Origin of the sequence: Arthrobacter sunyaminii, assembly GCF_018866305.1 — a bacterium.
GTDB lineage: Bacteria > Actinomycetota > Actinomycetes > Actinomycetales > Micrococcaceae > Arthrobacter_B > Arthrobacter_B sunyaminii.
In genome coordinates, this window is record NZ_CP076456.1 from 2,301,771 (window position 1) to 2,318,694 (window position 16,924).

The window sequence follows — 16,924 nt, forward strand, 5'->3', positions numbered from 1 at the left end:
ACCATGAGTGTTCCCTCCGCTACCCCCTATGAGCCCAAGACCCGTCTTGGCCGCGTCACCAACTTCGTCGACTCCCGCGTCAGCGGTTCGGCCATGGTCAAGGAGTTCGGCCGCAAGGTCTTCCCGGATCACTGGTCCTTCATGTTCGGTGAAGTTGCTCTGTACTGCTTCGTCATCCTGCTGCTCTCGGGCACCTTCCTGACGTTCTTCTTCGACCCGTCCATGGCCGAAACGCACTACCACGGAAGCTATGTTCCGCTGCAGGGCGTTGAGATGTCCGTGGCCTACGAGTCCTCGCTGAATATCTCCTTTGATATCCGCGGCGGCCTCTTCATGCGCCAGGTGCACCACTGGTCGGCACTGCTCTTCGTAGCCGCCGTCTCCGTGCACATGCTCCGCGTGTTCTTCACCGGCGCATTCCGCAAGCCCCGCGAGCTGAACTGGGTGGTGGGCGGTGTCCTGCTGATCCTCTCCCTGGCTGCAGGCTTCACCGGTTACTCCCTCCCCGATGACCTGCTGTCCGGCAACGGCCTGCGCATCATCGACGGCGTCATCAAGTCGGTGCCGGTGGTTGGCACGTACATCAGCTTCTTCCTCTTCGGAGGGGAGTTCCCGGGCACCGACATCATCGGCCGCCTGTACATGCTCCATATCCTGCTGGTTCCCGCCCTGATCCTGCTGATGATTGCCATCCACCTGTTCATGGTTGTCATCCACAAGCACACTCAGTTCCGCGGCCCCGGCCGTACGAACATGAACGTAGTGGGCTACCCGGTTGGTCCGGTTTACGCTGCAAAGGCCGGTGGATTCTTCTTCATCGTCTTCGGCATCATCGCCATCATCGCCGGCCTGTTCACGATCAACCCGATCTGGAACTACGGCCCCTACGATCCCTCCCCCGTTTCCGCCGGTACCCAGCCTGACTGGTACATCGGCTGGGTTGACGGCGCACTGCGCCTGATGCCGGGCTGGATTGGGAACATCCCGATGGAGTGGAACATTCCGTTCCCGTGGGGCACCAACACCCTGTCCTTCAACGTTCTCTTCCCGGCGCTGGTACCGGCAGGCATCGTCTTCACGCTGCTGTTCACCTGGCCGTGGATCGAAGCCTGGCTGACCAAGGACAAGCGCGTCCACAACCTGCTGGACCGTCCGCGCAACGCTCCGTTCCGCACCGGCGTCGGCGTTGCCGGCATCATCTTCTACTGCACCATGTGGGCTGCCGCCAGCTCCGACCTCATCGCCACGCACTTCCACGTGTCGCTGAACGATGTGACGTACTGGCTGCGCTTCCTGGTGATCTTCGGACCGCTGATCGGTTTCGCCGTGGCTCGACGCATCGCCCTGGCGCTGCAGCGCAAGGACCGCGAGATCGTTCTCCACGGTGTGGAAAGCGGACGCATTGTCCGTCTGCCGCACGGTGAATACATCGAGGTTCACGAACCTGTGGACGAGTTCAAGCGCTACAAGCTCGTTGACTTTGACTCCCCCGAAGCGATTCCGGCCCAGCCGGACGCCCGCGGCAAGGTCTCGGGCAAGGAGAAGCTGCGCGGCCGCCTGTCAAGGTTCTTCTTCGAAGACCGCGTTGCTCCGGTGACGCCTCGCGAGCTCGAGGATGCGCACCATCACGAATCACCCGCTGAAGTTGAAGCGGCTGAGGAAGACCAGAATTCCATCACGAATCGGTAGTCCTGAGCACTGATACCCAGTACGGCTAAAGGAGCCGGCCAGCAAATGCTGGCCGGCTCCTTTTGTCTTGTGGCCCCGGCTCTTGTCCGGTTACCGCTGCAAAAGCTTGAGGGGAGGTTCCCGGCATCTGCCGGGGACCTCCCCTCAAGCTTGTCTGTCTTTAATCCAGCGTAAGTTGTTAGTCCAGAGTGAACGGGCTCTTTGCCGGAAGCGGGTGCCTGCGCTTGAACGCAGACGGCTCGGCAACCGGGGCGGAACCGATCCCCAGCTTGGTGAAGTCCAGATTGGCGTCCCGAAGCACCACCAGCATGCCCTTGACCGCCTTGGGCACGTCCGGGACGAGACAGAATATGTTCAGTTTTCCGGCAGTGAACTCGCTCTCCTCCACCGTGCCCAGTCCACGCCAGGAAAAGTAGGACGCCAGTGCGGTCCGGGCCTTGTACTCGAGGTACCGGTCGCGTTCCGTGCCCTCGGCGGACTTGAGCGCGTATTGTGCAACAACCCAGAACTGTTCCTCAGCGGGAATTTCCGCATAGCCCAGTTCGGCTGACTTAGCTGCAAAGGCGGCGAACTTCACGTCGGCAGCGGCTTCGTCGACTCCGGCAGTGGCGCTGCCTGATCCCATGAATCCAACCTTGCCCTGGTTGAGCATGAACTCCTGGGAATCCTCGTCATACATCGCTTCGCGGAAGTGCAGAACCCCCTTGTTGTCGCGCCGGTACATCACGGTGATGCTCATGTAGGTAGCCTTTCTGGCTGGTGTTGGTCATTGGGGTTCCGGCCCGCCACCCTCTGCGACTCGTTGCGGAGGGTAGGAACAGGAGCAGGAACCCGGTTACAGGGTCCTCAGGAGCCTTGGTGCCGGTGCGGATGGTAGGAGCGGGGCGTACGCATTCCAGGCCGCTGCAGGGGCACCCAGAGCTTGTAGCGGTCAGCGCGGTAGTAGGAGACTGAATAGTCCACCATGGTCCGGGACACGTAAGCGTGGCGCTGAATCTTCAGCAGGGGCGCGCCGAGCTCAACATTGAGCAGCCGCGCGGTGGAAGCCGAAGCAGCAGTCGCTTCGATGGTGTCCTCTCCCCACTCCATCACCATTCCGTAGCGTTCACTCAGCACCCGGTAGAGGGAGGTGGGCGGCTCCTCGTCAAGCATTCCCGGAACATGGACAGCCGGGATGAAGTTCTCATCAACACTCATGGGCTCGCCGTCGGCGAGCAGTTGCCGGCGGAAGCGGACAACCGGCTGGCCCGGATCGATCTGGAGCTCACGCGCCACCAGACGGGATGCGCCCACCTGCTCGAAGCTGAGGACACGCGCGTCGGGAACCATGCCGCGGCGGGCCATCTCCTCGCTGTAGGACGTGAGCTTAACCTGCAGGTCCAGCTTGGGGCGGGCAACAAAGGTGCCAAGACCAACCACCCGCTCCAGAACCTCATCCGCCACCAGAGCATCGATGGCCTGCCGCACCGTCATCCGGGCCACACCAAAGTGGTCTGCAAGCAAACGCTCTGACGGAATCGCTGCACCCGCCGTCGCCTGCTCTTCCACAAAACGCCGCAGGATGCTCTGCAGCTGCAGATGCTTGGCCACGCCTGTTCCGGCGTCGATAGTCTCCTGCATTCCGCGCAGGGCCTGCTCCGTCATCTTTGCCCGGTCCCGGAGTCCGTTCTGACGCGCATGCGGTCCCTTCCCTTCGTGCTGGTGCTCCTCCAAGAATAGCCGGATCCCCGGGCCTCCGTGTCCCGGACCGGACTCCGCCCGGCACCCCGAGCACCGCCGCCCGGGCGCACGACAAAGGGCCCGCAGTTTCCTGCGGACCCTTTGTACCTAGTTCTATGCAGTTATGTTGTGGTGCAAAGCCCTAGTGGGCGTGGGCACCGCGGCTGTACTCGTACACCCAGCCGACCAGCGCGATGAGCGCCAGGCCTGCACTGATGAACAGGACCCACCAGCCAACAGCCATGCCCAGGAAACCGCCTGCGGCGGAAAGGCCGAGCAGCAGCGGCCACCAGCTCCAGGGGCTGAAGAAACCCTGTTCGCCGGAACCCTCATGAATCTCGGCGTCGAGCCGGTCTTCCGGACGGGGGCCGACGCGCTTGCCGGTGAAGCCGATGTAGAAGGCAATCATGGCGGACATGCCCGCGGTCAGGAACAGGGCCAGGTAGCCCACGGGTTCCATCCACTCGACCATGTAGCCGTAGACAACGCCCACCACGAGGAAGAACGGTGCCATATAGGCGAAGAGCTTGGTCTCTACCTTCACTTGGCCTTCTCCTTACGATCAGCAGCGCCCAGAACCTTGCCGGCGGCCGAATCATCGGTCACGGTCTGCTGCAGTTCAGGGTGGTGCAGGTCCAGTGCGGGACGTTCCGAACGGATCCGGGGCAGGGAGGTGAAGTTGTGGCGCGGCGGCGGGCAGGACGTGGCCCACTCGAGCGATCCGCCGAAGCCCCACGGGTCATCAACTTCAACCTTCTTGCCGTGGCGCCAGGTGATGTAGACGTTCCAGAAGAACGGAATCATGGACGCACCCAGCAGGAAGGAGCCGTAGGTGGAGAACTGGTTCATCAGCGTGAAGTTGTCTTCCACCAGGTAATCGGCGTAGCGACGCGGCATGCCGATGACGCCCAGCCAGTGCTGGATCAGGAACGTGGCGTGGAAGCCAACAAACAGCATCCAGAAGTGGATCTTGCCCAGACGCTCGTTGAGCATCTTTCCGGTCCACTTGGGCCACCAGAAGTAGAAGCCGGCGAACATGGCGAACACAACGGTTCCGAAGATCACGTAGTGGAAGTGTGCCACCACAAAGTAGGTGTCAGAGACGTGGAAGTCCAGCGGCGGCGAGGACAGGATGATGCCGGTCAGGCCACCGAAGAGGAACGTGATGAGGAAGCCGATGCTCCAGAGCATGGGCGTCTCGAACGTGATGGATCCCCGCCACATCGTGCCGATCCAGTTGAAGAACTTCACGCCCGTAGGCACCGCAATCAACATGGTCATGAACGCGAAGAACGGAAGCATGACGGCGCCGGTGACGTACATGTGGTGGGCCCACACGGTGACGGACAGGGCAGCGATGGCGATCGTTGCGTACACAAGGCCCTTGTAGCCGAAGATCGGCTTGCGGCTGAAGACCGGGAAGATCTCCGAGACAATGCCGAAGAACGGCAGGGCGATGATGTAAACCTCGGGGTGGCCGAAGAACCAGAACAGGTGCTGCCACAGGATGGCACCGCCGCGCTCGGGGTCAAAGATGTGTGCTCCGAACCGCCGGTCCGCACCCAGTGCGAACAGTGCTGCTGCCAGGGGCGGGAACGCCATGAGGACCAGGATGGCCGTAACCAGCGTGTTCCAGGTGAAGATCGGCATCCGCCACATGGTCATGCCCGGGGCACGCATGCAGATGATGGTGGTGATGAAGTTGACCGCACCCAGGATGGTTCCGAAACCTGACAGAGCCAGGCCGAACACCCATAGATCCCCGCCGACCCCCGGCGAGAACGTGGTGTTGGACAGCGGCGCGTAGGCGAACCAGCCGAAGGAGGCGGCACCCTGCGGAGTGATGAAGCCGGCAACGGCAATGGTGCTGCCGAAGAGGAAGAACCAGAAAGCCAGGGCATTCAGTCGGGGGAACGCGACGTCGGGAGCCCCGATCTGCAGCGGCATCATGACGTTGGCGAAGCCGGAGAACAGCGGTGTGGCGAACATCAGCAGCATGACCGTGCCGTGCATGGTGAACAGCTGGTTGTACTGTTCCTTGGTCTGCACAATCTGCATGCCGGGTTCAAACAGCTCGGCACGGATGACCAGAGCCATCACGCCTGCGAGACAGAAGAAAATGAATGATGCGATCAGGTACATGTACCCGATGGTCTTGTGGTCAGTGGAAGTGATCCAGCTGACAATAATGCGCCCCTTGGAGACGGGGACGACGCGCGGTGCAACCTGAGTTTCTTCCGAAGTGTATTCGAGAGTAGTCACAGCTTCCTCCTACCTCCTTACTTCGCTTGATTCTGAGTTGTACACGCGGTCGTACTCGGAACCGACCTGACCGTCGGGCAGGCTAGCCACATACGCGTCATATTCGGCTTCCGAAACTACCTTGACGTTGAAAAGCATTTCCGAGTGGTACTCGCCGCAGAGTTCGGCGCACTTGCCTTCGTAAGTGCCCTCGATGCCGGGAGTGATGTTGATGTAGTTCGTCCGTCCCGGGTAGAGGTCCATCTTCTGCAGGAAGGCGGGAACCCAGAAGGAGTGCTGCACGTCGCGGGAGTTCAGCTGGAGCTCAACGGTCTGGTTAACCGGCAGGTACAGGGTCGGCATTTCCGACTCTGCCTTCTCCTGGCCGTCCAGGTTCACCTGGACGTTGAGGTCATATTTGTCCTCGGTGACGTAGTTGAAGTCCCAGGACCATTGCTTTCCACGGACGTCCACAACGACGTCGGGGTCATCAACGCGCTCACTGATGGCGCGGATGTCCTGATCCGTGAAGTAGAACAGCACCAGGACCATGAACAGCGGAATGGCCGTGTAGAAGATCTCCAGGGGCAGGTTGTAGCTGAGCTGCCGCGGGTAGCCGGTTTCATTCTTCCTGCGCCGGTAGGCAATGATGCACCAGAGAATCAGCGCCCAGGTGAGCACACCAACCGCCAGTGCCGCGATCCATGAATTGACCCAAAGGTCCATGATCCGGCCGGTGTGGTTGGTAGTGTCGCGCTCCGTGGGCAACCATCCCCGTTGGGCTTCTGCTGAACAACCCGATAAAAACAACGCGCCGGCCGACGTTACGGCTGAGATCTTAAAGATCCTGGCGCGTCGGCTGCTGGTTCGGTCCTGCGAACTCACAGACGGCCCTTCCTCTTGTTACGTGCAAGTGCGGCACAGCGGACAGACGAATCCCCCAGCTGCGCACGATCAGTTTTACTACTACGTGTAGAGCTTACCCGCACGCGTGGCCATCCAGTGACAGACCGCACCGCGTCCTTGGCAAAATACCGTGTGTTACGGCCAACAGCCGCACGGCCCCGTCAGTGAAACGGGGCCACGGGACGCAGCTTAGTGGAACGAGTCTCCGCAGGCGCACGAGCCGCCTGCGTTGGGGTTATCGATGGTGAACCCCTGCTTGGAAATGGTGTCCTCGAAGTCGATCGAGGCGCCGGACAGGTACGGAACGCTCATCTTGTCCACGATGACCTCTACGCCGTCGAAGTCGCGGACAGCGTCGCCGTCCAGGACACGCTCGTCAAAGTAGAGCTGGTAGATCAGGCCGGAGCAGCCGCCGGGCTGAACGGCCACGCGAAGCCGCAGGTCGGTCCGGCCTTCCTGCTCCAGGAGGCTGCGGACCTTTCCCGCAGCAACATCGGAGAGTGCAACTTCGTGGGTGGGCAGCTCTGCTTCGGGAGCGGCTGCCGCATCCACGCTGGTGCCGGTTTCGCTGGTGGAAGTGCTCATTGCTTCTCTCTTTCCTCACGTGGACCGTGCACGGGAGGGCAGTTGCTCCCCCGAAGGCTCCGGGCCAGGTCCTTCTCCATGGTACGTCGGTGCTTACACCCAGACGCAACGCGTCCGGGCACGAAAAGATTTCCATGCCCGGACGCGGCGCGTTTTCAAAAGAGCAGGCTAGGACTTCGATGCCTGACCGAGGCTGGCCAGCAGCAGTGCTTCGGCGAGCACGGCGTTACGGAAATCACCCAGGTCCAGTGACTCGTTGGCGCTGTGGGCACGCGAATCCGGGTCCTCGACGCCGGTAATCAGGATCTGCGCCGAGGGGAACAGCTCCGTCAGGTCGGCAATGAAGGGAATGGAGCCGCCCATGCCCGATTCCACCGGCTCGACGCCGCCCCAGGCTTCGCGCAGTGCCCACAGGGCGGTGCGTGCCGCCGGAGCAGAGGTGTCTGTGGCGAACGCCTGCCCCTGCTCCCCCGGGATGAAGGTGACCTTCGCTCCGAACGGCGCGTGTGACTGAACGTGGCGTTCGACGGCGGTCATGGCCTCCGCCGGATTCTGTCCCGGCGCCAGGCGAAGGCTGAACTTGGCCCGGGCCTTGGGCTGAATGGTGTTCGAGGACATGTCCACGGACGGAACGTCGATGCCGATGATGGACAGCGCCGGCTTGGTCCACAGCCGGGACGCGATGGACCCGGTACCGGCCAGCTGCACGCCGTCGAGCACCGAGGAATCCTCGCGGAAGTCCGCCTCGGCATATTCCACGGCGGCGGTGTCGGAGGACGCAAGGCCCTCAATGGCGACGTCACCGGCGTCGTTGTGGAAAGTGGAGATCAGGCGCGCCAGCAGCGTGGGCGCATCCAGCACCGGCCCGCCGAACATGCCCGAGTGCACGGCATGGTCCAAAACCTGGACCTCCACCGTGCCGTCCACCAGTCCGCGCAGGCTGGTGGTCAACGCCGGGACGCCCACTTTCCAGTTGCCGGAGTCCGCCACCACAATGACGTCCGCTTCGAGCAGATCGCGGTAGGTTTCGAGGAAATCGCGGAACGTGGGAGAACCTGCTTCTTCCTCACCCTCGATAAAGAGGGTGATGCCGACGCCGGAGTCCTCCCCCAGCACCGTATCCAGCGCGCGGAGGGCACCAATGTGAGCCATGATGCCGGCTTTGTCATCGGCGGCCCCGCGCCCGTAGAGCCGTCCGTTGCGCTCGGTGGCGACAAACGGCTCCGTCTCCCACAGGGACAGGTCCCCGGGAGGCTGGACGTCGTGGTGTGCGTAGAGCAGGACTGTCGGCTTCCCGTCGCGGGCCGGGCGGCGGGCGACAACAGCGGGGCCACCTGGTTTGCCGTTATTGTCCACCCGCAGGATCTGCACATCGGTGAGTCCTGCCCCGCGGATCAGGGCGGCCACGGCCTCGGCGCTTTCGTTCAGGCGTTCCGGGTCAAAGGAGTCCCACGCGATGCCGGGGATCGAGACGAGGGACTTGAGCTGCTCAACCGTGCGGGGGAAATCAGCTTCCACGGCGGAGCGCAGAGCATCCACATCCACTGACGGCGAAGGGGTTTCTGGTATCAAAGTCATAACAAAACAGTACATGCGCCCCTGCCGGGTCAGCATAGGGACTGTGAACCGGTTCCGAACCCGGCCGCTGAAGGCCGGCGTCAAGGTATCCTAGAGGGGTGTTCGGACGAAAGAATGAAGCGCCCACCGCGCAGGAAACTGTGGACCAGGCTGCTGCGGCAGCCCAGACCAGCTCAGCCCGCACGGCCGCGGGGAAGGGAGTTCCCACCCCCAAGCGCCGGGACCAGGTTGCAGCGCGCCAGCGCCCGCTGGTCCCCACAGACCGCAAGGCGGCGAAAAATGCCAGCCGTGAAGCGATGCGCGAGGAACGGCTGAAGACCCGCGCCGCCCTCGACACCGGCGACGAGCGTTACCTTCCGCTGCGTGACAAGGGACCCCAGCGCCGGTTTATCCGCGACGTGGTGGACTCCCGCTGGAACCTGGGTGAGTTTGTCATGATCGCCGCCCTTGTCTTTGTGGTGGTCAGCTTCATCCAGAACCTCACCGTGCAGAGCATTGTCATGCTGGCCTTCTGGGTATTGATCCTGGCCGTCATCCTCGACAGCTTCATCCTGCGGGCGATCATCCGCCGCCGCCTCACCGAGAAGTTCGGCAGCCCCAATTCCGGTGACGTCTGGTACGGCGTCTCCCGCGCCCTGCAGCTGCGCCGCTTCCGCCTTCCGAAGCCGCAGGTCAAGCGCGGCGAAAAGCCCGCTTAATTGAGGTTCTGCGAGCCGGTCTAGCTTGGCTGCTCCTCAGGACTCAACGACATAAAGGAAGGGTTGCTTCCCCGGTACTCCGGGAAGCAGCCCTTCCTTTTGTGTATTACTTCCCTGAGCGGGCCAGCTGCCGGTTGATCCTGGCTGCCCAGAACGGTCCCTCATAGAGGAACGCGGTGTAGCCCTGCACCAGGGTGGCCCCCGCAGCCAGGCGTTCCCGTACATCCGCTGCTGTTTCGACTCCGCCCACGGAGATGATCACCGGACCGTTGGGACCGAGTGCGGCGTGCAGCCGCTGAAGGACTTCAAGGGACCGGCGGCGCAGCGGAGCACCGCTCAGCCCGCCCACTCCACAGTCCATGACCTTATGCGGGTCCGTCACCAGATTCTCGCGGGTGACGGTGGTGTTGGTGGCAACCACGCCGTCGAGGCCGAGGTCCAGGGCCAGCCGGGCAACGTCGTCGATATCCTCGTCGGTGAGGTCGGGGGCGATCTTCACCAGCAGGGGAACGTGCCGGCCGGCGGCGGCGTCAGCGGTCTCGGAGACGGCGGAAAGCAGGGGGCGCAGGGAATCAATGTTCTGCAGCAGGCGAAGCCCCGGCGTATTGGGCGAGGACACATTGACCACCAGGTAATCGGCCTGGGGAGCAAGCTCCCGCGTGCTTGTCAGGTAATCGTCCACCGCATCGGCCAGGTCCACGGTTTTGGTCTTGCCGATATTGACGCCGATGATTGGCCGGTTTTGGCCCCAGGCCCGCTCCAGCATGCGACGGGCACGCGCCACGCGCGGAGCAACAGCGGCGGCGCCGTCATTGTTGAAGCCCATCCGGTTGATGACGGCCCGATCTTCGACCAGCCGGAAGAGCCGGGGCTTCGGGTTGCCCGGCTGCGCGCGGCCGGTTACCGTCCCGATTTCCACGTGGCCAAAACCCATGTTGGTCAGCGGAACAATACCCGAGCCCTCTTTGTCGAAACCTGCGGCCAAACCGAAGGGTGACGGGAAATCGAGTCCCAGAGCCCGTACTCGAAGCTTCGGGGACGGCCGCATGAAGCGGCGCATTACCGGTCCGGCGGGAGTCAGAGCTGCCGCCTTGATGAGGTCAAAACCGATTTTGTGGGCCTTTTCAGGATCCATGCCGGAGAAAACAACACGGAAGAAGGCGGGATAAACGCGCATGATTTCATGCTTCCACTGCGGGGTCCCCGTGCCAAATTCCGGGTCAGCGCCGGATGGACGATGACGCACCCGCCTGCAGATATAGGAAGATGGAGGGATGGATGCGCAGTGGAGACCGGACTTCCTCGGGAACGGCTTCCAATGCCTGACCCTGGACCTTGGCGAAGACGAAGAGGGTCCAGTCGTCGCCACCCTGGTCTCCCATACGCCTGAGCCGCCGCCTCCGCCCACCTTCGGCGGCCGGGCACGGGAACTCCTGCGCCGGCTGCATGCCCCCGTTCCGGCCGAACCGGTGCAGGCCGTCCTGTACATCCACGGGTGGACCGACTACTTTTTCCAGACCGAGCTGGCGGACTTTTGGGCCGGACTGGGGGTGGCGTTCTACGCACTGGATTTGCGCAAGTACGGCCGCAGTCTTCGTCCGGGCCAGTCCGAGGGGTACATCACGGACCTGCAGGAGTACGACGCCGACATTGAGGCGGCAATGGCCGCCCTGACCGAGCACATACGGTCCCGCCGGGGAGCAGACACGCCGGTGCGGATCAGCCTGATGGCCCACTCCACCGGCGGACTGGTGGCCTCACTCTGGGCCCACCGGAACCCCGGCCGCATTGAAGCACTGATCCTGAACAGCCCCTGGTTGGAGCTGCGGGGTTCGTGGATCGTGCGCACTGCCACCGCCGGGCTGCTGGAACCGCTGGCGCGCCTGCGGCCCAAGGCTCGGCTGAAGGTTCCCGAGCTCACCAATTACTGGCGCAGCATCAGCCGCCAGGGCGACGGCGAATGGGACCTGGATCCGCAGCTGAGGCCGCCCTCCAGCTGGCCGATCCGGGCCGGCTGGATCAGTGCGGTACTCAACGGGCATGCCCAGGTGGCGCGGGGGCTGGATATCAGGGTTCCGATCCTGCTTCTGGCCTCCGCCACCTCCACGGTGGCCGTCTCCTGGAATGAGGCCATGAAAACCTCGGACAGTGTCCTGGACGTAACCCTCATGGTTCAGCGGGGCCTGCTGCTGGGCCCCCAGGTCACCGTCTGCAGATTCGAAAACTCCCTGCACGACGTACTGCTCTCAGCCCTGCCGGTCCGTCGCCGGGTCTACGGGAAGATCGAGCAATGGGCACGGGGCTTTGTGCTCCTGTCCCCGCCGGACCGCCGCCGGTAGAGCCCTAGGCCGGAGCGGCCTGATCCACGGCTCCGCCGTAGCGCCGGTCCCGCCGGGCGTAGATTTCCACTGCTTCCCACAGAGTGCGGCGGTCCACATCCGGCCACAGGGTGTCCATGAACACCATTTCCGCGTAGGCGGACTGCCAGAGCATGAAGTTGGACAGCCGCTGCTCGCCGGAGGTCCGCAGGAACAGGTCCACATCCGGCAGATCAGGTTCATCCAGATACTTCTGGATGGTCTTTTCCGTGATTGAGCCGGGGCGCAGTTTCCCGCGCGCCACGTCGGCCGCAATTGCTGACACCGCGTCGGTGATCTCGGCCCGGCCGCCGTAGTTGACACACATGTTCAGGGTGCACACCGTGTTGTCTTTGGTGGCTTCCTCGGCGATTTCCAGTTCCTTGACCACGGACTGCCACAGGCGGGGCCGGCGCCCGGACCAGCGGATCCGCACGCCCCATTCGCTGAGCTGGTCCCGCTGCCGGCGCAGCACGTCGCGGCTGAAGCCCATGAGGAAGCGGACCTCTTCCGGGGACCGTTTCCAGTTCTCGGTGGAGAAGGCGTAAACGGATACGTGCCGGATGCCCATTTCCACGGCGCCGGCCATCACATCCAGCAGGGCCGCCTCGCCTGCGCGGTGTCCTTCCGTTCGCGGCAGTCCGCGCTGGTTGGCCCAGCGTCCGTTGCCGTCCATCACGATTGCCACGTGCCGGGGCACCAAATCGGCGGGCACGGACGGCGGCACCGCACCGGAGGGGTGCGGTGCGGGACGCACCGGTGCTTGGGACTTCGAACGCACGTTCAGACACGCTCCACATGTTGAAGGGATTTGACGACCCGTTCCAGGTGCCATTGAAGGTATCCGCCGACGAGGCCAGCGGATTCGCGCCGCGCCTGCTGTCCGGCGGCATCGGCGGTTGGCCAGTCTCCGGAGAGCAGGGCTGCCAACAGCACCATGGTGTCGGGTGAGGGGGAGGCCGATCCGGGCGGACGGCAGGCTGAGCAGACGGCGCCGCCCAGGGCAGCGGAGAATGCCGTGTGCGGGCCAGGGGCACCACAGCGGGCGCAGACGGTGAAGCTCGGCGCCCAGCCGGCCGTGGCCAGAGCCCGCAGCAGGTAGGAGTCCAGGATCAGCTCCGGAGCGTGGGCTCCGCGGTTCAGCGCCGCCAGGGCACCGATGACCAGGTGATAGTGGGCGTTGGCGGACTCGCCGTCGACGTCGGTCAGCCGCTCGGCAGTTTCGGCGATGGCCGCAGCGGCAGTGTAGCGCGCATAGTCAGAGACGATGCCGTGCCCGTAGGCGCCCAGCGTGGTGGCCTGCGTCACGATATCCAGGTTCCGCCCGGAAGACAGCTGCAGGTCCGCCACCATGAACGGTTCCAACCGGGCACCGAACTTGCTTGAGGTCCGCCGCACGCCCTTTGCCACGGCGCGCACCTGCCCGTGGCCACGGGTGAGCAGCACCAGGATCCGGTCCGCTTCGCCCAGTTTGTGGGTGCGCAGGATGACACCCTCGTCCCGGTATGTCCGGGATGCAAATGATTTTCCTGCCACGAACCCTATTTTCCCACGGTTTGGTGCTGCTGCGGCGCACCCGGGCCCACGGCTCCGGCGCGCCGCAGCAGCACGCTCTGTGTCAGGCCCGGTCGCGGATGGCCCGGTTCACGGCCGAGATTACTGCCTTGAGCGCAGACATGGTGGTGTTGGCGTCGATGCCGACGCCCCAGAGCACCCGCTCCCCCACAGCCAGTTCCACGTAGGCCGCTGCCGCGGCATTGCCGCTGGCGGACAGGGCATGCTCGGTGTAATCCAGCAGCCGCACGTCGATGCCGTCCTCACCGAGGATTTCCAGCAGGGCGGCGATCGGGCCGGTGCCGGAAGCCGTGCGCTTCTGCTGCACTTCTCCGTTCATCAGCACGGCCGTCATCTTGAAGGTGCCGTCCTCCGCTGTGTCCGCGTTGACCGACGAGAGGGCGTAGTGTCCCCAGGGTTCGCCGTCGGACTCCGGGGTGGAGGGCAGGTACTCATCCTGGAACACCTTCCACAACTCGGCGCCGGTAATCTCGCCGCCGGCGGTGTCGGTGCGGCGCTGGACCACGCCCGAAAATTCGATCTGCGCACGGCGGGGCAGGTCCATATTGTGCTCGTTCTTGAGCAGGTAGGCCACGCCGCCCTTGCCGGACTGGCTGTTCACCCGGATCACGGCCTCGTAGGTGCGGCCAATGTCCTTGGGATCGATCGGCAGGTACGGCACCGCCCAGGGAATGCCGTCCACCGTGGTGCCCGCGGCGGCAGCATCCTTTTCCATAGCCTCGAAGCCCTTTTTGATGGCGTCCTGATGTGAACCGGAGAAGGCGGTGAAGACCAGGTCTCCGCCGTAGGGGGAACGCTCGGGGACGGGCAGCTGGTTGCAGTACTCGACGGTGCGGCGCACGTGGTCGATGTTGGAGAAATCGATCTCAGGGTCGATGCCCTGGCTGAACATGTTCATGCCCAGCGTCACCAGATCCACGTTGCCGGTGCGCTCTCCGTTGCCGAAGAGGCAACCTTCGATGCGGTCGGCGCCGGCCAGATATCCCAGTTCGGCGGCCGCCACCCCTGTGCCCCGGTCATTGTGCGGATGCAGGGACAGGATGATGGAGTCGCGGTTCGCCAGGTTGCGGTGCATCCACTCGATGGAATCGGCGTACACGTTGGGCGTAGCCATTTCCACGGTGGCCGGCAGGTTCAGGATCATCTGCCGGTCCGGGGACGCCTCCAGGACTTCGGCGACGGCGTTGGAGATGCGCAGGGCAAAGTCCAGTTCGGTTCCGGTGTAGGACTCGGGCGAGTATTCGTAAGTGACGTCGATGCCGCGCAGCTGCTCTTCATACTTTTTGCACAACCGGGCACCGGTGAGCGCTATGTCCACGATCCCGTCCTGATCGGTGTTGAACACCACTTTGCGCTGCAGGATCGAGGTTGAGTTGTACAGGTGGACGATCGCCCGGTCCGCACCCTCAAGGGAATCATAGGTGCGCTCGATCAGGTGTTCCCGGGACTGGGTCAGGACCTGGATGGTGACGTCATCGGGGATACGGTCCCCCTCGATCAGCTGGCGAACAAAGTCATAGTCCAGCTGGGAAGCGGACGGAAAGCCCACCTCAATCTCCTTGTAGCCCATTTCCACCAGGAGGTCGAACATCTTGTGTTTGCGTTCCGGGCTCATCGGGTCGATCAGGGCCTGGTTGCCGTCCCGCAGGTCCACGGCGCACCAGCGCGGGGCTTTGGTAATGAGCTTGTCCGGCCACGTGCGGTCAGGCAGCTCAAAGCTGACCTGTTCCTGATACGGAACGTATTTGGAGACGGGCATTCCCGAGGGCTGCTGTGCATTTCGCATGTCTGTGGGGCCTTTTCTAGGAGTTCAGAAGAGCGGCCGGGCAACACAAACTCCGCAGCGAGGGGTCGGCCTATACGTTGGATATGGCCTCGCCGCGGCAGCTAAGGAGAAGGAGCTCTGCGCGCACGTGACCACCCTAACAGCGCAGCAGGGGCCAACCCAATTATTAATTGCCGAATGCGGTCTGGCACGTAACCTGGGCGGCGGTCTGTCCGGACAGGCCGCCCACATCGCCGGCACTGGGCATGGTGTTTCCGGCGGCGAAGTCCTCACCAACCTGCACACTCACGCCAATGACCAGATTGCTGGCAACAACCTGGACAGCCGGGATGCCCAGAGCGGCAGCCACCTGCTCCGCCATTTCCTGATATCCGGGTCCGTAGAAAACCTGGGTGGCGGGACTGGAGACAGCCGCCTGTCCCCCCGCGGACGCCTGGGCGTATCCCTCGGAGAGCAGGTAGGCGGCGAGTTCCTGGTCGCGGCTGCCGGCGTCGCCGCTCTTCCCGGTGGCGTCCAGAATGGTGACCGGAACGGCCGCGGGGTCAATGACAGCCGGTTCCTCCGGCGCTGCCGGAGGAACCGTTCCCTCATCAGAGGGACTTTCCGGGGCCGGCTCCGCAGTGGGCTCGGTGATGTCCCGGTCCTGCACCAGGGCTTTGAACAGCGGCGTGGCCGCGGCTTCATCCAGGACCAGGCGGTTGTTGTCGTATTCATAGGGAACCACCGGCGCCGTCACGAACGCGACGCGGTCCAGGTCAACATCCTTCAGCCGTCCGGCCAGGGCGATGAGCGAGGAAACTTCGGTCAGTTCCTTGTCCACCGTCAGGTTGCGGGTGACGGTTTCAGCAATGGAGTAGAGCTTGGGAAGGTTGTTCAGCGTGCCTTCTTCGTTGACCTTGCGCACCATGGAGGCCAGGAAGCTCTGCTGGGCGCGGATGCGGCCCTCATCGCCGCCGTTGCCAAAGCCGTGGCGGGTGCGCAGGAAGGCAAGCGCCTGGTCGCCTTTGACGCTGCTGACGCCGGCGGGAAGGCTCAGCCCGGACAGTTCATCCTCCACGGGCTGGTTTACGCAGACCTCCACGCCGCCCAGGGTGTTGGACAGTTCCTTGACCGCGTTGAAGTCCGCCATCATAAAGTGGTCCACGCTCAGCCCGGTGAGCTCGTTGATGGCGGCGACGGTGCACCCCGGCCCGCCGTTGCCCAGGGCTCCGTTGAGCTGGCCCAACTCCATGGCCGGGTAGACGTCGCCGGTTTCCGGGTCCAGGCATTCCGGCAACGGCACCAGCAGGTCACGCGGGAAGCTCACCACTGTGACATGGGACCGGTCGGCGGCCATGTTGACCAGCATCATGACGTCGGAATTGTTGCTGTCCTGTCCTTCGCGGTTGTCCGTGCCCAGGACCAGGATCTGCAGCGGATCGGTGTTGGCGTCCACCGGGAGGGCGGATTCCTGATTCGAGCCGAGGTTCAGCGGACGGGTCTCGAAGTTCTGCTGCAGCCGGATGGCCTGCACGGCCACGAACACCAGCCCGGAGACCAGCGTCAGTGAAAGCACCAGGGCGATCGTCCGCAGCACCGGGTGCCCGACGCTTCGGCGGCCCAGATGCCGGCCGCCCGGAGCGGCTGCCGGAGAGAGGCCAAAAGCTGAGTTCCCGGAGGGCCCGGCACCTGTATCGGCACGGCGAGATGACATGAGCCGGTCCCCTTCAATAATTCGCGTTCAGCAGTTCAATCGGTGGTGCCGGCAGTTGCATCTGCGCCTGCGGCAGTTCAAAGTGTACGCGGCGCCC

The 16,924-nt window shown here is 63.7% G+C and carries 15 protein-coding genes; 3 read left to right on the top strand and 12 right to left on the bottom strand.

Going from position 1 to position 16,924, the window contains the following annotated elements:
• Positions 1-3: 3 nt before the first annotated feature.
• Positions 4-1,689, top strand: coding sequence for a cytochrome bc1 complex cytochrome b subunit (qcrB, locus tag KG104_RS10275; RefSeq protein WP_104054104.1), 1,686 nt, complete (start codon positions 4-6; stop codon positions 1,687-1,689).
• Positions 1,690-1,867: 178 nt separating this feature from the next.
• On the opposite strand, the gene KG104_RS10280 is transcribed toward qcrB, so the two are convergent.
• The 7 genes from KG104_RS10280 to KG104_RS10310 all read right to left on the bottom strand — a co-directional run bounded on the left by KG104_RS10280 (position 1,868) and on the right by KG104_RS10310 (position 8,718).
• Positions 1,868-2,428 (bottom strand): hypothetical protein, encoded by a 561-nt coding sequence (locus tag KG104_RS10280; protein ID WP_207346959.1) that lies wholly within the window; start codon positions 2,426-2,428, stop codon positions 1,868-1,870.
• Between the two features lie 107 nt (positions 2,429-2,535).
• On the bottom strand, positions 2,536-3,309 hold the full coding sequence (locus tag KG104_RS10285; protein WP_237686922.1) for a GntR family transcriptional regulator: 774 nt from the start codon (positions 3,307-3,309) through the stop codon (positions 2,536-2,538).
• A gap of 241 nt (positions 3,310-3,550) precedes the next feature.
• The gene (locus tag KG104_RS10290; protein ID WP_104054102.1) at positions 3,551-3,952 is read right to left on the bottom strand and encodes a cytochrome c oxidase subunit 4; all 402 of its coding nucleotides are present in this window, start codon (positions 3,950-3,952) and stop codon (positions 3,551-3,553) included.
• The gene (gene ctaD, locus KG104_RS10295; RefSeq protein WP_104054101.1) at positions 3,949-5,670 is read right to left on the bottom strand and encodes an aa3-type cytochrome oxidase subunit I; all 1,722 of its coding nucleotides are present in this window, start codon (positions 5,668-5,670) and stop codon (positions 3,949-3,951) included. Before ctaD ends, KG104_RS10290 begins: the two co-directional genes overlap by 4 nt.
• A gap of 9 nt (positions 5,671-5,679) precedes the next feature.
• Complete coding sequence (ctaC, locus tag KG104_RS10300; RefSeq protein ID WP_104054100.1) at positions 5,680-6,534, bottom strand: aa3-type cytochrome oxidase subunit II; 855 nt, start codon at positions 6,532-6,534, stop codon at positions 5,680-5,682.
• Positions 6,535-6,744: 210 nt separating this feature from the next.
• Complete coding sequence (locus tag KG104_RS10305; RefSeq protein WP_104054099.1) at positions 6,745-7,140, bottom strand: HesB/IscA family protein; 396 nt, start codon at positions 7,138-7,140, stop codon at positions 6,745-6,747.
• A 168-nt stretch (positions 7,141-7,308) separates the two neighbouring features.
• Positions 7,309-8,718 (bottom strand): dipeptidase, encoded by a 1,410-nt coding sequence (locus KG104_RS10310; protein WP_237685168.1) that lies wholly within the window; start codon positions 8,716-8,718, stop codon positions 7,309-7,311.
• Positions 8,719-8,816: 98 nt separating this feature from the next.
• Between KG104_RS10310 and KG104_RS10315 the strand changes: the two genes are divergently transcribed.
• A complete protein-coding gene (locus KG104_RS10315) occupies positions 8,817-9,416 on the top strand; it encodes a DUF3043 domain-containing protein (RefSeq protein WP_104054098.1) in 600 nt (199 codons plus the stop codon).
• 106 nt (positions 9,417-9,522) lie between these two features.
• Here the strand turns inward: KG104_RS10315 and KG104_RS10320 are convergent, their stop codons facing one another.
• Positions 9,523-10,593, bottom strand: coding sequence for a quinone-dependent dihydroorotate dehydrogenase (locus KG104_RS10320; protein ID WP_104054097.1), 1,071 nt, complete (start codon positions 10,591-10,593; stop codon positions 9,523-9,525).
• A gap of 97 nt (positions 10,594-10,690) precedes the next feature.
• Here KG104_RS10320 and KG104_RS10325 point away from each other — a divergent pair, with 97 nt between their 5' ends.
• A complete protein-coding gene (locus tag KG104_RS10325) occupies positions 10,691-11,755 on the top strand; it encodes an alpha/beta hydrolase (protein WP_207346961.1) in 1,065 nt (354 codons plus the stop codon).
• Positions 11,756-11,759: 4 nt separating this feature from the next.
• Here the strand turns inward: KG104_RS10325 and KG104_RS10330 are convergent, their stop codons facing one another.
• From KG104_RS10330 to KG104_RS10345, 4 genes are all read right to left on the bottom strand, one after another.
• Complete coding sequence (locus KG104_RS10330) at positions 11,760-12,554, bottom strand: isoprenyl transferase (protein ID WP_237688578.1); 795 nt, start codon at positions 12,552-12,554, stop codon at positions 11,760-11,762.
• A gap of 2 nt (positions 12,555-12,556) precedes the next feature.
• On the bottom strand, positions 12,557-13,309 hold the full coding sequence (recO, locus tag KG104_RS10335) for a DNA repair protein RecO (RefSeq protein ID WP_104103741.1): 753 nt from the start codon (positions 13,307-13,309) through the stop codon (positions 12,557-12,559).
• 82 nt (positions 13,310-13,391) lie between these two features.
• Complete coding sequence (gene leuA, locus KG104_RS10340; protein ID WP_104054093.1) at positions 13,392-15,134, bottom strand: 2-isopropylmalate synthase; 1,743 nt, start codon at positions 15,132-15,134, stop codon at positions 13,392-13,394.
• A gap of 166 nt (positions 15,135-15,300) precedes the next feature.
• A complete protein-coding gene (locus KG104_RS10345) occupies positions 15,301-16,827 on the bottom strand; it encodes an LCP family protein (RefSeq protein WP_207346962.1) in 1,527 nt (508 codons plus the stop codon).
• Positions 16,828-16,924: the final 97 nt, after the last annotated feature.

Coding starts and splice junctions, on each gene's coding strand:
- KG104_RS10325 (WP_207346961.1), top strand. CDS start 10,691: ATGGATGCGCAGTGGAGACCGGACTTCCTCGGGAACGGCTTCCAATGC.
- KG104_RS10310 (WP_237685168.1), bottom strand. CDS start 8,718: ATGACTTTGATACCAGAAACCCCTTCGCCGTCAGTGGATGTGGATGCT.
- KG104_RS10280 (WP_207346959.1), bottom strand. CDS start 2,428: ATGAGCATCACCGTGATGTACCGGCGCGACAACAAGGGGGTTCTGCAC.
- KG104_RS10345 (WP_207346962.1), bottom strand. CDS start 16,827: ATGTCATCTCGCCGTGCCGATACAGGTGCCGGGCCCTCCGGGAACTCA.
- leuA (WP_104054093.1), bottom strand. CDS start 15,134: ATGCGAAATGCACAGCAGCCCTCGGGAATGCCCGTCTCCAAATACGTT.
- qcrB (WP_104054104.1), top strand. CDS start 4: ATGAGTGTTCCCTCCGCTACCCCCTATGAGCCCAAGACCCGTCTTGGC.
- KG104_RS10305 (WP_104054099.1), bottom strand. CDS start 7,140: ATGAGCACTTCCACCAGCGAAACCGGCACCAGCGTGGATGCGGCAGCC.
- KG104_RS10285 (WP_237686922.1), bottom strand. CDS start 3,309: ATGCAGGAGACTATCGACGCCGGAACAGGCGTGGCCAAGCATCTGCAG.
- KG104_RS10320 (WP_104054097.1), bottom strand. CDS start 10,593: ATGCGCGTTTATCCCGCCTTCTTCCGTGTTGTTTTCTCCGGCATGGAT.